Here is a 19132-nt window from a genome sequence, read left to right as displayed (position 1 = left end):
ATCTTTTAACACTCCGGCAGGCTGATAGGAATATTTACAGCCAGTCCTCCGTCGGAAGTTTCCTTATATTTTGAATTCATATCCTGTGCTGTTTCCCACATGGTTTTTACTACCGCGTCAAGGGAAACCTTTGCCAGCTCAGGATTGCTTTGCAGCGCCAGTTGAGATGCCGTAATTGCTTTGATGGCGCCCATTGTATTCCGTTCTATACAAGGTATCTGTACCAATCCGCCAATAGGATCGCAGGTGAGGCCCAGGTGATGTTCCATCGCTATCTCCGCCGCCATCAGTACCTGGCGCTGGGAACCTCCCATACACTCGGTAAGCGCTGCCGCCGCCATGGCAGAAGATACACCTATCTCTGCCTGGCATCCGCCCATGGCTGCCGAAATGGTGGAGCGCTTTTTAAAGATGCTGCCTATTTCAGAAGCCGTAAGCAGGAACTGCTGGATCTTTTCTTCCTGGAAACCATCACAGAAAGCAATGAAATATTGTAAAACTGCCGGAATAACGCCTGCAGCGCCATTGGTAGGCGCCGTTACTACTCTTCCGAACGATGCATTTTCTTCGTTTACGGCCAGCGCAAAACAGCTAACCCAGTCGAGCGTATAGCTGAAATGCTCTCCACCCGCCCGGATGGCGTCAATCCAGGAGGCATAGTCAGTATAGGTACGGCCCTTTAATAATTTTTTGTTGAGTACTGCCGCACGGCGGCCAACTTTCAGTCCGCCGGGTAACTCCCCACCGGTATGACAACCACGGAAGGTACATTCCTGCATCACGCGCCAGATGTTCAACAGCCCTTGCCGGGTTTGTTCTTCCGAACGCCAGGCGTGTTCATTTTCCATCACCAGTTCAGAAATGCTGTACCCGGTTTTAATGCACCACTGCAGCAGCTGGCGGGCAGTATCTATCGGGAAGGGCAGATCCACCTGCTGGGCGCCACCGCCTGCATCCCCCTCCTGCACTACAAAACCGCCACCAATGGAATACCAGGTGGAAGCCAGCTGTTCACCATCCATCAGGGTAACCAGGAAAGTAAGGGCATTGGGGTGAAACGGCAGGGATTCTTCAAAGAGGAAGTCAATATCTTCAACGGGATCAAAATCTATTTCATACTTACCCGCTATCTTCATCCGGCGGCTGCGGCGGATATCATCCATTTTAGGATTGATCTGGTTCACGTCAAAAGTTACCGGATCATCCCCGCAGAGGCCCAGCTGTACCGCAATGTCGGTGCCATGCCCGTGACCTGTTTTGGCAAGAGAGCCATATAATAATACCTGTACTTTATTAACGGCCGCCAGTTTGCCAGCCTGCTCCAACTGATCCAGGAAACGCAATGCTGCGCGCCACGGGCCTAAAGTATGGGAACTGGAAGGGCCAACGCCTATCTTAAAAATGTCAAATACGGAAATACATTCGTGTGCCACTAATTTTTTATTTATCTGTAAAATTAACGGAAAGCGGGGGAATAATACAAATGCAAAAGCGGTACCGGCAGAACCGGTACCGCTTCACGTTATTTCTTTCTCCATTATTTATTCACATAATCTTTCAGCTTCACGTTGAATACCAGTACTGAATTCGCCGGGATTTTAGAATAGGCAGTCGGGCCGTAAGCATAAATAGAAGGAATAATCAGGTTGATTTCTCCACCCTTCCGGATTTTAGGAATACCGATCGTCCATCCGGTGATCACTTTATCAAGGTCAAACCTGGCGCTGTCGCTGCTGTCAAAAACCGTTTTATCCAGCAACTGGCCTTTGTAGGATACCCATACATTTGCAGCGGCATTAACAGAATCGCCGGTTCCTTTTGTTATAATCTGGTAAAAAAGGCCACGGGGATCATGTTGCACATTGGTGAGATTATTGGCGGCGATATACGCTACAATTTTTGCGGAGTCAGCATCATATTGTGCAATAGCGTTATAGGCAGGTGCATCATCTTTTTTTGAACAGGCGGCAAGCACTAACAGGAATAATCCTCCCAACAGAAAAACTTTCTTCATACAGTTACGGTTTCAGTTTTAGTATAATTAAAAGGTGAAAATACAATTGGTATAAGATAATACATCTACCGGATACTTACCAGTTCCAGGTCAGAAATAAGGATGGCGTTGGGCGGGATAACACCGTTAACGCCCACAGAGCCATAGGCGAGGGCGGATGGGATATACAACCTGATCTTTCCTCCCTGTGAAATCTTCTGCAATCCTATCTGCCAGCCAGGAATGTGGTTTTTAAGCATCCTGTGATCGAAATCGGTGGGCCCTACGGAGGTACCTACTACTTCGCCCGTAATTAAATAATTGGTATAAATAACGGTGGGGATGGAGGTTGCTTTCACGAAATGGGTACTGTCTCCCGGAGCGTCTACCCGGTAATAAAGTCCCGAAACGTCCCGGATCGCGGTTTCATTATGCTCGTGCAGGTACTGCTGGATGGCATTTTCTGTGACTCCACCCATCCTGAGTTCCTCCGAGCTGCTGTTCTTTGAACAGGCGCCCAGTATCAAAAGCAGGCTTGCGCAAATTATTTTTACAACTGTATTCATCCGCTGCTGTTTACTATCTCGTTATTAAACGGAAATCTTATGATAAAGTTACAGCGGAAAGGTGATCCGCATAAAAAAACTCCTGCAAGACCTTGCCTGCAGGAGTTTTTATGATTATTCTTGATATTAGTAGTCCATGCCCATACCGTGGCCACCACCGCCCATAGCAGGAGCAGCAGATTTAGGTTCCGGTTTGTCTGCGATTACACATTCGGTAGTCAGCAACATAGAAGCGATAGACGCAGCGTTTTCCAGTGCAATACGGGTAACTTTAGTTGGATCGATAACACCGGCAGCCAGTAAGTTTTCGAAAACTTCTGTACGGGCGTTGAAACCGAAATCAGCTTTACCTTCTTTCACTTTCTGTACTACGATAGAACCTTCGATACCTGCGTTGGCAGTGATCTGACGTAATGGTTCTTCGATAGCACGTTTAACGATGGCAATACCGGTCTGCTCGTCGTTGTTAGCACCTTTCAGTGAATCCAGGGCTTCGATAGCGCGGATGTAAGCAACACCACCACCAGGAACGATACCTTCTTCAACGGCAGCGCGGGTAGCGTGTAATGCGTCGTCTACGCGATCTTTCTTTTCTTTCATTTCTACTTCAGTAGCAGCACCAACGTACAGTACAGCCACACCACCACTTAATTTAGCCAGGCGTTCCTGTAATTTTTCGCGGTCGTAGTCAGAAGTAGTTACTTCGATCTGCGCTTTGATCTGTCCGATACGGGACTGGATCGCTTCTTTTTCGCCTTTACCACCTACAACAGTAGTATTGTCTTTATCGATAGTGATAGATTCTGCTTTACCGAGGTAAGTCAGGTCAGCATTTTCCAGTTTGTAACCTTGTTCTTCGCTGATAACGATACCACCGGTGAGGGTAGCGATATCCTGCAGCATATCCTTTCTTCTGTCGCCAAAGCCAGGAGCTTTAACAGCAGCAACTTTCAGGGTACCACGCAGTTTGTTTACCACCAGGGTAGCCAGTGCTTCACCTTCCAGATCTTCGGAAATGATTACCAGCGGAGCGCCCTGCTGAGCAACTTTTTCCAGGATGTGCAGGATATCCTTCATAGTGCTGATCTTTTTATCGTAGATCAGGATATAAGGGTTAGCCAGTTCAGCCTGCATTTTTTCGCTGTTGGTAATGAAGTAAGGAGACAGGTAACCACGGTCGAACTGCATACCTTCTACTACTTCAACAGTAGTGTCGGTACCTTTTGCTTCTTCTACAGTGATAACACCGTCTTTGGTTACTTTCTGCATTGCCTGGGCAATCAGTTTACCAATTTCGCTGTCGTTGTTGGCAGAGATGGAAGCAACCTGCTCGATCTTCTGTGTATCGTTACCAACTTTTTCGGACTGTTTTTTCAGGTTTTCAACAACCGCTTTCACAGCTTTGTCGATACCACGTTTCAGATCCATTGGGTTAGCACCGGCAGCTACGTTTTTCAAACCGTCGCCGATGATAGCCTGTGCCAGAACGGTAGCAGTAGTAGTACCATCACCTGCCAGGTCAGCAGTTTTGGAAGCTACTTCCTTCACCATCTGCGCACCCATATTTTCGATTGCGTCTTCGAGTTCAATTTCTTTTGCAACGGTAACACCATCTTTAGTTACACCCGGAGCGCCGAATTTTTTCTCGATCACTACGTTACGGCCTTTAGGGCCCAGGGTTACTTTAACAGCATCAGCCAGGGTGTCAACGCCTTTCTTCATCTTGTTGCGGGCGTCTATATTGAAGAAAATTTGTTTTGCCATAATACTTTGAGATTTTTCTTTTAGGAATTAATTCATATCGCAGACAGCTCTTAAACGATCGCCAGGATATCAGATTCACGCATGATTAAGTAATCTTCGCCTTCGATAGGGAGTTCCTGACCAGAGTATTTACCATAGAGTACAGTATCACCTACCTTTACAGTGATCGGTTCATCTTTTTTACCAGGACCGGCAGCCACCACGGTGCCTCTCACAGGTTTTTCTTTTGCAGTATCGGGGATAATGATACCACCAGCTGTCTTCTCTTCTGCTGCTGCAGGTTTCACGATTACCCTGTCAGCTAAAGGTTTAATACTTAATTGTTTAGCCATAGTAGTTTTTATTTAAAAAAGATGTTTGTGATTGTTCCTTCCGTCCACGAGAATTGTGCCAAGGCGGTTTTCGGGTCAAATTTACAGGTCACGAAGGTATCGACTTGCTTCCATACTGACAAATCATGACAAACAACCCGAAAAAATGACAGCTAGGCGGATTTCGCGGATTTTGTCTTTCTCACTGATTCCCCTGATTATGCTGATTAAAAGGATATTATTTTTTTGCGAAGATTGTCTTTTGCCCTGATTCTCTTGATTTATTATTAACCAACCAGGGTATTTTTCCAGGAATAATAAGGCGCATAAATACATCTTTCTAAAAATCATTAAAAAAAATCAAAAAAACAATTAATCAGTATAATCAGGGGAATCAGTGAGAAAGACAACCTCCGCGGCAAGCTCCGCGACAAACTCCGCTTCGAATATGGAAATTTTTCTCTACTTTTGCGCCCTTATACCAGTTCTTTTTTATAAGATGATCAGTAGAAGAAATATCCGGGTAAAAGTAATGCAAACACTTTATGCCCTGGAAACGATGGAGCAAAGCAGTATTAAGCCAGGCACGGCCACCAGACTTTTAAACGAAAAGCTGGACCAAACCTGTCAGATCTTTACCTACTTACTTAACTCAGTGGTACAGGTAGCACAATACGCCGAAATTGATGCGCACGCCCGTGCTTCCAAACACTTACCCTCTGCCGAGGACCTGCAGGTGAACACCAAAATTGCAGGAAATGAGTTTATTTACCAGATAACCAGCGACAAAGGCTTCCAGGTAAACCTGGACCAATGGAAAATGAAGCTGCAAACAGATGATGATCTGCTCAGAAAGCTTTATAATCAATTGGTAGCCACAGATACCTACAAAGCCTACGCGGCGGAAGGTAGCCGCACTAAAGCCGGTGAAAAGGAAATACTGGAATTCATCTATAAAGAAATACTGGCGAAAAGCGAGCCGTTCCTTCAACACATGGAAGATACCTTCCTCCACTGGGGCGACGACGAAGAAATGATGGGCATTCTGATCAATAATTATTTCAATAAGCCGCATCTCTTCAATTTCCTGCAGCTGATCAGTAAAGAAAAACTGGATTATGCAAAGGAACTTCTGCTCACAGTAATCGACAAAAAGGAATACTGCCTCGAACTGATCAAGCCCAAATTACAAAACTGGGATTCTGAACGTATCGCTGCAGTAGATATGTTACTGATGGAAATGGGTGTATGCGAGTTTCTCTACTTCCCCACCATTCCTACCAAAGTAACTATCAACGAATATATAGACCTGGCGAAAGCCTATAGCACACCTCAGAGCGGCCAGTTTATCAACGGTATCCTGGATAACATTCTGAAAGACCTGGAAAAAGAACAGCTGGTACAGAAACAGGACCGTCCGAAAAAGTAAGTGGGAAAAGTTATTTTTACCGTAAAATAGCAATGCCATGAAAAAACTGTTCTGTTTACTCGCCTGTGGAAGCCTGCTGATGGCGGCTTGTAACAATAGTGCAAAAAATAATACCGCTGCTGAGGCAGCCGGTAACGGACAAAAAATCGAAACTGGTCAATCCTCCGCACTCACCTTTGAAGAAAAGGTGCATAACTTTGGAGAAATTGTAGCAGGTGAAAAAGTAGAGTACTCCTTTAAATTCACCAATACAGGCACCAGCCCGCTGCTCATCGAAGATGCCATCTCCAGCTGCGGTTGTACCGTACCGGAATGGCCAAAAGAACCCATCAAACCCGGTCAGTCCGGTTACATGAAGGTTATTTTCGACAGCCACGGAAAATCAGGCTATACCGAGAAAGAAATTTCTGTTAAAATCAACAATAAAGACGGTTATGTGGTAGGACCTAAGATCCAATGCAATATCATTACCAAATAGTCCGACTAAACTATTAAATCAATTATAGAGATGAACATCCTGAACATTTTATTAATGGCGCCTCAGGGCGGTGCCCAAGGCGGTGGTAACTCCTGGGTTTCTTTCCTGTTTTTTGGCGGTATGATTGTCGTTATGTGGCTTTTCATGATTAGGCCTCAAACTAAAAAAGCAAAACTGCAGAAACAATTTATCGATAACCTGAAAGAAGGTGATAAAATCGTCACTATCGCCGGTATCCACGGTAAAGTGAAGAAAATGAACGACAACAACACCGTTCTGATGGAAGTTAGCCCAGGCACCAGCTTCACTATCGAACGCTCTGCTATCAGCATGGAATACACCACTGCTCAGCAAAAAGCAGCTGAAACTAAATAAGCATTACGAATCAGAGTAATTACTGTTTACGGAGTTACAGGCAGATGATTTTCGCGGATCTATTCCACGGCATCTGCCCGTAACTCCGTAATTCATATGGGTAATTCGTATTTTTTTATAAATTGGGGGCTATGTTAAAGATTGGAATCACCGGAGGCATTGGCTCCGGCAAAAGCACCGTTAGTAGAATATTCGAATTATTGGGCGTTCCCGTATACTACGCGGACGACCGGGCCAAAGATATTATGGTCCGCGACCCCGAACTGGCTGCACAGGTAAAACACCACTTCGGCGAAGAAATGTACGATGCCCACGGCGCCTTAAACCGCAAACTCCTCGGAAATATCGTTTTCAACGACAAAGACAAACTCGCTCTCCTCAACTCCCTCGTACACCCGGCCACCATACGGGATTCCGACAACTGGGCCCAACAACAACACACTCCCTACGTACTGAAAGAGGCCGCTCTCCTCTTTGAAACAGAATCCTTCCACCACCTCGATCAGGTAATCGCCGTTTTCGCCCCCCAGCCACTGCGCGTACACCGCGTCATGAAACGCGACAACGTAACCCGCAATGAAGTACTGGCACGTATGTACAAGCAAATTGACGAAACCATTAAAATGCGCCTCAGCGACCACGTGATCTATAACGATGAGCAGCATATGGTGATTCCGCAGGTACTCGACCTCCATAAAAAGTTCCTGGAACTGGCCACAGCAAAGTAATTGCGCTTCAAGTCCACCTCAAAGCTGTACATGACCACGGTTTAGGCCGTGTTTAAAGCGTTTTTGCGTTAACTACACCCACCACTTACCTCGGGTATACCAGCAGGCAAAACCGCCCCTGGTTTTCTCTAACTTTGAAAAAAATACGGATAATGGATAACGTGAACAGGTCTCCCATTCAACTTACGGCCAGTGCTGCTGAAGTAGTGAAACAATTGTTACAGGGGAATACAGAAGCCCCCTACCTGCGGGTAGGCGTAAAAGGCGGAGGTTGTTCCGGTGTTGCCTATATGCTCGGCTTCGATGCCCGCATGGAAGACGACGACCTCTTTGAGATATCCGGCATCCCTGTGATCATGAAAAAAGCACATGGCATGTACCTCATGGGCATGGAAATAGACTACCAGCAGGGAAGCGAAGCCGCCGGGTTTGTATTCAGGCAGCCGGCCAGCTGATAAATATCTCCCAAAAAGATACTGCATAAAAAAACCTCCTGGCAAGCCAGGAGGTTTTTATTTATCAAACATTATTTCAGTTAGATCTTAGTTATTTGGCAGCAGGAGCCGTTTTCTTGGCCACCACTTCCACTGACTCACCTTCGTTAGCCAGCTGATTCTTCTTGTCGAAGTCAACCAGTACCGGTGCCGCAACGAAGATAGAAGAGTAAGTACCGGTGATCACACCAATCAGCATCGCGAAAGCGAAACCACGGGTAACTTCACCACCAAATACAAACAGGATCAGGATGGTCAGGAATACGGTCAGCGACGTCATAATGGTACGGCTCAGGGTATCGTTGATCGCTTTATTGATCACGGTATCCCTGTCGCGGCCATGAGCGCCGGTCCTGAAGTACTCACGGATACGATCAAACACAATCACGGTATCGTTCATGGAGAAACCAATCACCGTCAGGATCGCAGCAATAAAATGCTGGTCAATTTCCAGTGTAAACGGTACAAAGGATCTGCACCAGGAGAATACTGCCAGCGTAACCAGTACGTCGTGCAGCAAAGAGAAGATAGTACCGATAGAGTACTGCCACTTGCTGAAACGTAACAGGATGTACAGGAAGATCACCACAATAGACAGGATCGTTGCCTTCACCGCACCTGCACGCAGGTCATCGGAAATGGTAGGCGATACTGTTTGCGAACCTACAATGTAACGGGAGGTAAATACGTCAGGCGTTACGGAAGCGTCATAGAACTTCTTCAGGCCATTATATAACTTATCAGCCACTTCTTTATCCACCGCCAGGCTCTGCTGCTCAATTTTGTAAGCAGTAGTGATGCTCAGCTGGTTGGTGCTGCCGATAGTTTTAACGAATACTTCTGAGTCAAATTCTTTCTTCAGCACATCTGCCACTTCTTCGCGGTTCATCGGGTGCTCAAAGCGAACAGTATAGCTGCGGCCGCCGGAGAAATCGATACCGTGGTCGAAGCCATGGAAGAAGGAAGAAACACCTGCCACCATTACAAAGGCGGAGATGATATAAGCATATTTACGTTTGCCTACGAAATCAAAAGCGGCATGTTTGAATACCTTACGGGAAATAGGTGTGAAGTATTCAAAATGTCTTTTTCTCTTCATCCAGAAATCAGTTACCATACGGGAAACCAGGATACCGCAGAACAGGGACAGGAACAATCCTATGATCTGTGTGGTGGCGAAGCCCAGTACCGGACCTAAACCGAAGTAGAACAGGATGAAGGCGGTGAGCAAGGAGGTAACGTGACCATCGAGTACAGGTGCATAAGAGCGTTTGTAGCCCTCCGCCACGGCATCGTGGTAAGATTTACCATGCGTCAGCTCGTCCTTGATCCTTTCAAAGATGATTACGTTGGTATCTACCGCCATACCGATGGTGAGTACCATACCGGCAATACCGGCCATTGTTAACGTAGCACCCATAGAAGCCAGGATACCAAAGGTAAACAGCAGGTTCAGTACCAGTGCAATGTTAGCTACCCAGCCGGCTGAGTTGTAGTACACCAGCATGAGTACGAAGATGATTCCGAAGGAGATCATAAAGGACTTCGCACCGGCGGCAATAGATTCAGCGCCTAGGGTTGGTCCTACGATCTGTTCCTGTACAATTTGTGCAGGAGCCGGCATCTTACCGGATTTCAGGATGTTGGCGAGGTCATTCGCTTCTTCAATGGTAAAGCTACCACTGATAGAGGAACGGCCACCGGCAATTTCACCCTGTATAGAAGGAGCAGAGTAAACGATGTTATCGAGCACTACTGCTACATAATTAAAGGTAGCGGGATCTTTTGGATTGGTAGGAGCCAGTTCACCGGTCAGTTTTTTCCACTGGTGGGCGCCTTCATTATCCATGGTCATGCTGATTTCCGGCTGGTTGTTCTGGTCCATGTCCTGACGGGCATCAACGATGCTTGCGCCACCAACACGGGGTTCAGGGCTGGCCGGGTTCACTTTCAGCGCATATACCGCTAAAGGTCCGTGTTTATCTTCTTTATTTTCAGCACCAAACGCAAATACCAGGTCTTTCGGCAGGATCGACTTTACAGCCGGCAGTTCCATGTAACGGTTGAAAGTAGCGGTATCTTTTGGTAAAATCCTTCCAATAGACGGACCCGGATAAACTGAGCCGGATTGTGGGTCTACGTTAGGGAATAATACCATGAACAGCGGGTTCTGCGCCTGTTGTTCTTTCAGCTGCAGTTCTTTGCTGGCATTTTTGCTGGTATCTTTTTTAGACAGATAATCTGTCAGGCTGGCATCTTTACCGGTATCCTTCGCAGCAGCGGTGGTAGCAGCAGCAGCTGAATCCGGTGTAGCGGCAGGAGCAGCGGTAACTGCGGCCTTAGCATTTCTTACAGCATCGTTCACCGGGGATAATACATTCTGGATAAACTCCGGAGAGTTCTTGTATACTTCCCTGAATTCCAGGTTGGCAGTTGCCTGCAGGTATTTGTGTACACGGGCGGCGTTATCAACACCGGCGAGTTCCACGGAGATCAGTCCTTTATTTTCATCCAGGCTGATATTAGGTTGTGCCACACCAAATTTATCAATACGTTTTTGCAGTACGATATAGGTATTCTTAATGGCAACACGTGATTCCTTGCGGATCATGTCCAGCACCTGCCGATTGGAGGAATTGAAGGTGATGTCCTTCTGGTAGGCATTTGCAAAAATAGAAGCCAGTTTACCCTGTGGTGCTACCTCGGCGTATGCTTGTCCGAATAAAGTAACAAAATCGGCCTGGTTAGTTTTCTTCAGCTCATTTGCCCTTTCCAGCGCTTTGTTAAAAGCAGCATCCTTGGATTGACCGGATAATGCGCGGATAACATCTTCCACGCTTACTTCCAGTACTACGTTCATACCACCTACCAGGTCCAGACCGAGATTCAGTTCTTTCTCTTTGGCCTTGGTATAGGTGACATTCCATGGAAAGCCTGCAATTTTTGTGCTGCTGGTACTGTCCACAATCTCTTGTCTCCTCTGTTTAATAAACCCTTTGAGGGTATCTGAGTAGAAGCCCTGCAGTTCCGAACTGCCTGGATATTTCTTTTCAGGTGTAGGGTATTGCTTGGCCACATCGTTCTCGGCCTGCTGCTCTATCTTCTTCTCATAGTTCCGCACCAAAAACGTGAAGGACAATTGGTACAAAGAGATAAGGATCAGTGCGATGGCAAAAAATCTTACCAGTCCTTTAAGTTGCATACTGTTTGTTTCGGGTTTATAAAAAAAAATTTTAAGAGTTGCAAAGATAGAATTTAAATCGATATATTAAAGTCCTTGTTAAAAGACACGCAAAATCAATATGCGCTTGCCTTTGCAGGTTGGTTGGCACACTTTTTTTAAATCTGCAGCTCCCGGATTCTGGTCTTTTTAAATATATTCCTTTGCTTTACAATCCATAACAACGACAAATATATGCAAACCCAACATTATCCGGCAACAGATAATTTTCTGGAAGCTTTGCTGAAAAGTCAAAAAAGCCGGTTAGGCGCTGTGTTCAGCGATCCTTCCACTTACCGTTTACAGGTGATTTTTACCCGCATAGACCGGGACGGGCAGCAGCGGCCTCACTTCACAGACTATTATTATGGTGTGTCGCCGGATACCTACTTCTATCCCGCCTCCACGGTAAAACTGCCGGCAGTGGCACTGGCACTGGAAAAGCTGAACGATCTGCAGGTCCCCGGCCTCGATCGCAATACGCCTTTTTTTACAGCGCCGCTCCCGGATGTGAATACCGGCGTGCGCCACGACCATTCCGCGGCTTCCGGCCTCCCGTCTGTAGCCCATTATATAAAAAAAATATTCCTTATCAGCGACAACGACGCCTATAACCGCCTTTACGAGTTTATAGGGCAGGAACCTTTTAACCGCCGGTTATGGGAAATGGGATATTCCCAGGCCCAGATCCGCCACCGGGTGGGACTTCCCCTCTACGAGGAAGCCAACCGGCATACCAACGCCGTCAGCTTCCGCGAAGGGAACAGGATCCTTTACCAGCAACCCGCATGCTGCAGCAGCCTGGAGTTTTCCCCGCGGGAAGACTTTGCCGGGAACGCCTGGTACAATCACCTCGACCACCTCGAGCACCAACCCATGAACTTCTCTCACCGGAATAAACTGCCCCTCTCCGACCTGCATAATATCCTGCGCAGCATAATTTTTCCGGAAGCTGTAACAAATCGTCAACGTTTCCGTTTAACAGGGAAAGATTACCTTTTTTTGTACAGATGTATGTCCCAGCACCCGGAAGAATCAACAGATCCGGTGTATGATCCGGAACAATACTATCAGGCATATACCAGGTTTTTGCTTTTTGGAGGTGACCGGAACAGCCGGATACCTGAACACATCAGGATTTTCAACAAACCAGGATGGGCATACGGATTTCTGAGCGATACAGCATATATTGTTGATTTTACCAGTAAAACAGAATTTCTGCTGTCTGCCAGTGTTTTTGTAAATACCACTGGTGTATTGGGAGATGATCAACCGGCTTTTGAAAAAACAGGCAAACCTTTTCTCAAAGCACTGGGAGAAATAATTTATGAATCGGAAGTCCAACGTAAAAAGAGCATTTTACCGGACCTGTCCCGTTTTGAACCAAACGATAAAAAAACAACCGATCAATAACACAATTTAAAAACTGAGAGCAAAATGCTAACCAAGAAAAATCGCGTATGGGCAGTTGTGGCCCTGTTGACAGGAATCATCGGATTATCTTCCTGCCTGAAGAACGATAACAATTACACACCACCAAGACCACAGGCACAGATTTCAATTCTGAACAGTTCCACCAGTATGATCGCAGGTACTTTCTTCGATAATGATCAGAAAGTAACAGAAACTGATTTCACTTATAATTTCTACGCCCGGTACGCCGTTTACGGAGGCCTGCACAAATTTGACCTGAAGAAGAAAGGAGGCGACAGCTTGCTGGTCACCACTACTTACAATTTCGACTCCACACAGTACTATACTTACCTGATCTGGGATAAAAGCCCCATGAGATCTGCTATTATCAAAACAGATCAATCCAACTACAGCCGCGATAAAATCGGTATCCGTTTCCTGAACCTGAGCGCAAACGCAGGCCCGGTAGATGTATTCATCGGTACTGAAAAAATCGACAGCAACCGCGTTTACTTTAACGGCGATGTATCTTCTGCCAGCGCTTTCAAACTGTTCAACAGCTTCAGTGTAAACAATGCCATCACCATCAAGGAAGCTGGCACTGGTACCGTACTTGCCACGGCAAGCAGCACTGATCTTCGTGTCGGCAGTTTCAACGCAGGTAACTTCTATACCATTTACATCGTAGGCGTTAAAGGCAGCACCGGTACCGACAAACTGGTTACCAACGCTATGTTCAGTTTATACTAACAATATTACATTGCTGTAAAAAGCAGTAACATAAAACGCAGAACGGGCCGGTTATCCGGCCCGTTCTGCGTTTGTACAGCAGCCGGGAATGATCTTTCCATGTATTATCTGGTTTTTTTCTGTACGTTTGTTCCGGTCAATTCAATGTAATGATATGAATCAACTAGCAGACAGGCTGTCACGGATTTCGGAGCCGCAAACAATTAAAATGGCTAAACTCGGCCGCGAGTTGAAAGCCCAGGGGATAGATATTGTGGACCTCAGCATCGGAGAACCGGACTTTGACACCCCGGCACACATCCGCGAAGCCGCCAAAAAAGCAATTGATGAAGGGTTTACACACTATACACCCGTGGCTGGCTATGCAGACGTAAGACAGGCAGTAGTACACAAATTAAAGAGAGATAACGGTCTTGACTATACGCCGGAGCAAATTGTAGTATCCACAGGCGCCAAGCAATGCCTGGCCAATGCAGTGCTCAGCATTGTAAACCCCGGCGATGAAGTGATCATCCCCACCCCTTACTGGGTTACCTATTCAGAACAGGTGAGCCTCTGCCAGGGTGAAGTGGTATTTGTTCCCTGCAGTATCGAAAGCAATTATAAAATTACACCGGAGCAACTCGAAGCAGCTATCACACCAAAAACAAAGCTGTTCATGTTCTCCTCTCCCTGTAATCCTACCGGTTCCGTATATTCCAAAAAAGAACTGGAAGGACTGGCTGCCGTATTCGCCAAACACCCGCAGATCTTCATCATCTCCGATGAAATATATGAATACATCAACTACGAAGGCAAACATGAAAGCATTGCGCAGTTCGGAGATCTGATCAACCGCACGGTCATCATCAACGGCCTGAGTAAAGGCTTTGCCATGACCGGCTGGCGTTTGGGCTACCTCGCCGCACCGCTGGATATTGCCAAAGCCTGTGATAAGATCCAGAGCCAGTTCACGTCGGCCACCTGCTCTATCACCCAGCGCGCCGCCATCACAGCCCTCACCGGCGAACTGACCACCGCCGTGGAAATGGTTGCTGAATTCAAAAAACGCCGCGCCTACATTCATGAAGCCCTGAAAACCATCCCCGGTTTAAAGGTAAATGACCCGGAAGGCGCATTTTATATGTTCCCGGATGTAAGCGCATTCTTCAACAAATCATTTGAAGACGCGCACATTAAAAACGCAGACGACCTTTGCATGTACCTCCTGCATAAAGCCCACGTGTCTACTGTTACCGGTGGCGCTTTCCAGCAACCCAACTGCATCCGCCTGTCTTATGCCACCGGCATGGACAAACTGGAGAAAGGAGTGGAAAGAATGAAAACCTGGCTGGGGAAACTCGCTTAACAAAACGATCATCTTTGTGATGAATATGATTACCGGCGGATGTTATAAAGTACACATCTCCCGGTAATCCTTTTTATTTTAAACCGGTATCCTACAATATATAAATATCTTTATATATATTTGTGCACATAAAGTAATATGATGGGCAGTCTTGACTTGAATACACTATTATACATCGCACTCGCAGTTGGAGCAGTGACAATCGTATACCCAACGGTAAGAGATCTTTTTAAGAAGAATAAAACAGCAGATACCACAACCGACAGCAAAGAACAGCCGGTAAATGCTGCCGTGCTTCCCTTACAGCTGCAGGCCTACGAGAGAATGGCGCTTTATGTAGACCGCATCACGCCGCAAAGCCTGATAGGACGCACTTATCAGCCGGGCTTAACCGCCGTGGATATGCAGATCGCGATGGTACAGCAAATCAAGGCAGAATACGAACATAACGTTACCCAGCAGATCTATGTGTCGGCCATGACATGGGAAGCGGTGAAAACATTAAAGGAACAAACCATCTCCGTGATCAACCAGGTAGCCGTGCAACTGCCTCCGGATGCACCCGCTATGGAACTGAACAAACAGATATTGGAGGTATTTTTACAGGCCGGCGAATCTCCTGCCGAACTCACTTCCCAGATCATTAATGCGGAAGCAAAAAGATTGATGCGGTAATCACTTCGCGTTAATCACCTCATTCAACAGGTAACTTTTTCCATTAAATAAGATATACAACGGCATTCCCTGGTACCAGGGAATGCCGGCCTTTTTAGCATGCACCTGGATATGCAGGTGAGGTTCTGAGCTAAAGCCTGAATTGCCGACGCAGCCAAGCGGGTCGCCCCGCTTTACATACTGCCCTTCCCGTACCACCACGCTTCCCATTTTCAGGTGCGCCATAAACACGTAATACCCGGGCGTTTCCAGTAATACCTGGTTGGTGTTTTTAGGCCCGCGGTTCATGGCAGGTGGTATATTATCCGGGTTATTGCTGTACGCCCTCATCACCAGCCCGTCGCAAGGCGCATATACCGTGTCGCCGAAAATCACATAGTCTTCCAGCTTACGGGAAAATATTTTCCCTGCGCGCCCGCCATAGTTGTTCAGTTTCACGATATCCATCGCATAAACAGCCCCCCGCAGACTAAAGTGGAACACGTTGGTAGGTAACCCTTTACCGCCCTGCAACACAAAGTATTTACCCGGCTTAAACGGAAATGCCAGCGCTACCCGCGCTGGTTTACCGGTAGTACCGGTAAAGTACAGCACAGACATTACGACAAAAATAAAGGTAAGAATGCCATTGCTGACCTGTTTCCACCGCGGCGTAGGTTTAGCCGCATGATCGTGCTTACGCACTGCATAAGCGGCCATGTTCAGCAATAAAAGTCCGCCAAAAACATACTTGGCATAAATAGAAAGGTACACCCAGGTACCATATAAATACAGGAACCAGCCCAGCGAAAGCCCCAGCAGCAAATAGCTGTAGGTGGCTGCCAGCCGGCGGCTTCCTGCTTTCCAGACAAGATATAAACTATACAACGCCAGCGCGATCGTTGCGCCTAATAAACAGTAAATGATCATAGTATCCTGCCAAACTTTCACACAAAATATCAATATTTTTCTCAGCGGCGAAGTACCATAATAATTATGTAACATTGCAACGCTAGTTTTAGATACTATGGAAAAAACCATTCAAACCGATTCAGGCATTGTAATAGCACCGGTATACACACAGCCGGTGCCTATGGACGAGCAGCCCGGCGATTTTCCTTACACCCGTGGCATACACGCCACCATGTACCGCGATAAACTGTGGACCATGCGGCAATACGCGGGCTTCAGCACGGCGGAAGAATCGAATAAAAGGTATCACTACCTGCTGGGACAGGGCGTTATGGGACTGAGCGTGGCTTTCGACCTGCCTACACAAATTGGTTACGATTCGGATCATCCGATGTCGGAAGGTGAAGTGGGAAAAGTAGGCGTAGCCATAGATTCCCTGGAAGATATGGAAATACTGTTCAAAGATATTTCACTGGAGCAGATCTCCACCTCTATGACCATCAACGCCACCGGGTTTATCCTGCTGGCTTTTTATATCGCGCTCGCCAAGCGGCAGGGCGCCGACCTGAAAAAGATTTCCGGCACCATCCAGAACGATATCCTGAAAGAATACGCTGCCAGGGGCACTTTCATTTATCCGCCAAAGCCCTCCATGCGGCTCATTACCGATATTTTTGCCTATTGCAGCAAAGAAGTGCCCAAGTGGAATACCATTTCTATTTCCGGTTATCATATCCGGGAAGCCGGCGCCAACGCTGTGCAGGAACTGGCTTTCACGCTGGCTAACGGGAAGGCCTATCTGAAAGCAGCACTGGACACAGGACTGGATATCAATGTATTTGCCAAGCGGTTGTCTTTCTTTTTTAATGCACATAATCATCTCTTTGAAGAAGTAGCCAAATTCCGCGCAGCACGCCGCATGTGGGCGCATATCACCCAATCGCTGGGCGCTACCGATCCGAAAGCACAGATGCTGCGGTTCCATACGCAAACAGGCGGCAGCACCCTCACCGCACAACAGCCACAGAATAATATTGTACGTGTAGCCATTCAAACGCTGGCCGCTACAATGGGCGGTACACAGTCGCTGCACACCAACGGCTACGACGAGGCCTTGTCGTTACCCACCGAAGCAGCGGCACGCATCGCGCTCCGCACCCAACAGATCGTTGGCTACGAAAGCGGCGTGGCAGATACCGTAGATCCGCTGGCAGGTTCTTTTTATGTGGAAGCACTTACCAACGAAGTAGAAGCCAAAGCCTGGGAACTGATTCATAAAATTGATGCGATGGGTGGGGCTGTAAGCGCCATAGAACAGGGTTTCATCCAGGATGAAATAGCAAAGAGCGCATACAGGTACCAGCAGGAAATTGAAAATAATGAGAAAATAATCATCGGTGTCAATAAATTTACAGCATCAGACCAGGTAACACCGGAAGTATTCCGCATCGACGACAGCATCCGTACCTTACAGTCGGAACGCCTGAAATCCTTACGGGAACGCCGCGATAATGCAGCCGTGCAAAACGCGCTGGCACAGATCCGGCTGGCTGCCGGCACCGATGAAAACCTGATGCCCCTTGTAGTAACCGCAGTGGAACACTTATGTACCCTCGGAGAAATTGCAGATGTACTGCGGGAAGTTTGGGGAGAGTATAAATAATTATATAAGCGTATTCAATAGTCCAATGAGTTTAATCTATTACAACAACTGTCCGCTTTGTGGTTCGTCACAGATACATGAAGCGCTTACCGCCAAAGATTACACCGTATCGAAAGAAACATTCAACATCTTCCATTGCGGAGGCTGTGGCGGCCGCTTTACACAAAAGGTGCCCGATAGCGCCCACATAGGCCGCTACTATCAGTCGCAGGAATATATTTCCCACTCTGAAACAAAGCAGGGACTCATTAACCGTTTATATCACAGTGTCAGGAAAATTACGCTGCGCTCCAAACAAAACTGGGTGCGCAATGCCTGCGGTATAAAAACAGGCACCCTGCTGGATATAGGCAGCGGCACCGGGGCATTCCTGCATTATATGCAAACCGGCGGCTGGACTGTCACCGGCCTCGAACCCGATGAAAATGCACGCCGCAACGCCAAAGAAATTTACAAAGTGGAGGCACTGCCCATTGAACAGCTGTATGCTTTACCTGCGCAGCAATTTGATGCCATTACCATGTGGCATGTACTGGAACACGTACACGACCTGCACGGCTACCTGGATCACATCCGCACCCTGCTGAAACCCGGAGGCGCGCTGCTGATCGCCGTTCCCAACTACACCTCCTCCGACGCCGACTATTATAGAGAATACTGGGCCGCCTACGATGTGCCCCGGCATCTCTATCATTTCTCGCCGGGCTCCATGGAAAAACTACTTGCACAGCATCATATCAAACTGGCCAAAAAACACCCGATGGTATTCGACGGCTTCTACGTAAGCCTGCTCAGCGAAAAATACAAAACCGGCAAAAGCCGGCTCCTGCAGGGCTTCTTCCATGGCTTCCGCTCCTATCGCAAAGGCCTGAAAACCGTGGACCGGTGCAGCTCTATTGTTTACGAATGCAAGGTTTAGAGCGGATTTTGTCTTTCTCAGGATTACGCTGATTTTACTGATTTTGCAGATTTTACTTTTGGGATTTTATTTTGATTTTAAAAAGATTTGGGGAGATATAAGCGGATATCCGCTT

General features: G+C 47.1%; 18 protein-coding genes. 11 read left to right on the top strand and 7 right to left on the bottom strand.

The features are described from left to right. Window positions 1-5: 5 nt before the first annotated feature. The 5 genes from ACLHR0_RS19555 to ACLHR0_RS19535 all read right to left on the bottom strand — a co-directional run bounded on the left by ACLHR0_RS19555 (window position 6) and on the right by ACLHR0_RS19535 (window position 4655). A complete protein-coding gene (locus ACLHR0_RS19555; protein ID WP_429050394.1) occupies window positions 6-1433 on the bottom strand; it encodes an L-serine ammonia-lyase in 1428 nt (475 codons plus the stop codon). Between the two features lie 104 nt (window positions 1434-1537). Continuing rightward, window positions 1538-2014 carry an FKBP-type peptidyl-prolyl cis-trans isomerase gene (locus tag ACLHR0_RS19550; protein WP_370907950.1) on the bottom strand — a complete coding sequence of 159 codons (477 nt, stop codon included), beginning with the start codon at window positions 2012-2014 and terminating at the stop codon, window positions 1538-1540. Between the two features lie 65 nt (window positions 2015-2079). After that, window positions 2080-2559, bottom strand: a complete 480-nt coding sequence (locus ACLHR0_RS19545; RefSeq protein ID WP_429050395.1) for an FKBP-type peptidyl-prolyl cis-trans isomerase — start codon at window positions 2557-2559, stop codon at window positions 2080-2082. A 126-nt stretch (window positions 2560-2685) separates the two neighbouring features. Further along, window positions 2686-4323, bottom strand: a complete 1638-nt coding sequence (gene groL, locus ACLHR0_RS19540) for a chaperonin GroEL (protein WP_370907952.1) — start codon at window positions 4321-4323, stop codon at window positions 2686-2688. A 50-nt stretch (window positions 4324-4373) separates the two neighbouring features. After that, window positions 4374-4655 (bottom strand): co-chaperone GroES, encoded by a 282-nt coding sequence (locus tag ACLHR0_RS19535; protein ID WP_079473337.1) that lies wholly within the window; start codon window positions 4653-4655, stop codon window positions 4374-4376. Window positions 4656-5133: 478 nt separating this feature from the next. On the opposite strand from ACLHR0_RS19535, the gene nusB reads away from it, so the two are divergent. From nusB to ACLHR0_RS19510, 5 genes are all read left to right on the top strand, one after another. Then, window positions 5134-6063, top strand: a complete 930-nt coding sequence (gene nusB / locus ACLHR0_RS19530; RefSeq protein WP_370907953.1) for a transcription antitermination factor NusB — start codon at window positions 5134-5136, stop codon at window positions 6061-6063. Window positions 6064-6100: 37 nt separating this feature from the next. Next, window positions 6101-6541: a DUF1573 domain-containing protein gene (locus tag ACLHR0_RS19525; protein ID WP_370907954.1), complete on the top strand. Its 441-nt coding sequence runs from the start codon at window positions 6101-6103 to the stop codon at window positions 6539-6541. Between the two features lie 30 nt (window positions 6542-6571). Next, a complete protein-coding gene (gene yajC / locus ACLHR0_RS19520; RefSeq protein ID WP_079473333.1) occupies window positions 6572-6916 on the top strand; it encodes a preprotein translocase subunit YajC in 345 nt (114 codons plus the stop codon). 131 nt (window positions 6917-7047) lie between these two features. Next, the gene (gene coaE / locus ACLHR0_RS19515; RefSeq protein ID WP_436488874.1) at window positions 7048-7644 is read left to right on the top strand and encodes a dephospho-CoA kinase; all 597 of its coding nucleotides are present in this window, start codon (window positions 7048-7050) and stop codon (window positions 7642-7644) included. Between the two features lie 152 nt (window positions 7645-7796). Further along, complete coding sequence (locus tag ACLHR0_RS19510; protein ID WP_429050398.1) at window positions 7797-8099, top strand: HesB/IscA family protein; 303 nt, start codon at window positions 7797-7799, stop codon at window positions 8097-8099. Between the two features lie 91 nt (window positions 8100-8190). On the opposite strand, the gene secDF is transcribed toward ACLHR0_RS19510, so the two are convergent. After that, window positions 8191-11340, bottom strand: a complete 3150-nt coding sequence (gene secDF / locus ACLHR0_RS19505) for a protein translocase subunit SecDF (protein WP_436488871.1) — start codon at window positions 11338-11340, stop codon at window positions 8191-8193. Between the two features lie 213 nt (window positions 11341-11553). On the opposite strand from secDF, the gene ACLHR0_RS19500 reads away from it, so the two are divergent. From ACLHR0_RS19500 to ACLHR0_RS19485, 4 genes are all read left to right on the top strand, one after another. Next, window positions 11554-12771, top strand: a complete 1218-nt coding sequence (locus ACLHR0_RS19500) for a serine hydrolase (protein ID WP_436488869.1) — start codon at window positions 11554-11556, stop codon at window positions 12769-12771. 24 nt (window positions 12772-12795) lie between these two features. Further along, window positions 12796-13521: a DUF4397 domain-containing protein gene (locus ACLHR0_RS19495; protein ID WP_429050401.1), complete on the top strand. Its 726-nt coding sequence runs from the start codon at window positions 12796-12798 to the stop codon at window positions 13519-13521. A gap of 154 nt (window positions 13522-13675) precedes the next feature. After that, window positions 13676-14869 carry a pyridoxal phosphate-dependent aminotransferase gene (locus ACLHR0_RS19490; RefSeq protein WP_436488867.1) on the top strand — a complete coding sequence of 398 codons (1194 nt, stop codon included), beginning with the start codon at window positions 13676-13678 and terminating at the stop codon, window positions 14867-14869. 141 nt (window positions 14870-15010) lie between these two features. Beyond that, window positions 15011-15544 (top strand): hypothetical protein, encoded by a 534-nt coding sequence (locus tag ACLHR0_RS19485; RefSeq protein ID WP_436488865.1) that lies wholly within the window; start codon window positions 15011-15013, stop codon window positions 15542-15544. On the opposite strand, the gene ACLHR0_RS19480 is transcribed toward ACLHR0_RS19485, so the two are convergent. Further along, on the bottom strand, window positions 15545-16528 hold the full coding sequence (locus ACLHR0_RS19480; RefSeq protein ID WP_436488863.1) for a M23 family metallopeptidase: 984 nt from the start codon (window positions 16526-16528) through the stop codon (window positions 15545-15547). Between the two features lie 22 nt (window positions 16529-16550). Between ACLHR0_RS19480 and ACLHR0_RS19475 the strand changes: the two genes are divergently transcribed. Next, window positions 16551-18098, top strand: coding sequence for an acyl-CoA mutase large subunit family protein (locus ACLHR0_RS19475; protein WP_429050405.1), 1548 nt, complete (start codon window positions 16551-16553; stop codon window positions 18096-18098). A 25-nt stretch (window positions 18099-18123) separates the two neighbouring features. Beyond that, window positions 18124-19017: a class I SAM-dependent methyltransferase gene (locus ACLHR0_RS19470; protein ID WP_436488861.1), complete on the top strand. Its 894-nt coding sequence runs from the start codon at window positions 18124-18126 to the stop codon at window positions 19015-19017. The last annotated feature ends 115 nt before the right edge of the window (window positions 19018-19132 follow it).

It is taken from the genome of Chitinophaga sp. ARDCPP14 (assembly GCF_051362515.1).
Taxonomy (GTDB): Bacteria; Bacteroidota; Bacteroidia; order Chitinophagales; family Chitinophagaceae; genus Chitinophaga.
The sequence above is the reverse complement of the archived record's forward strand: the minus strand, read 5'-3'. Positions and strand labels throughout refer to the sequence as shown.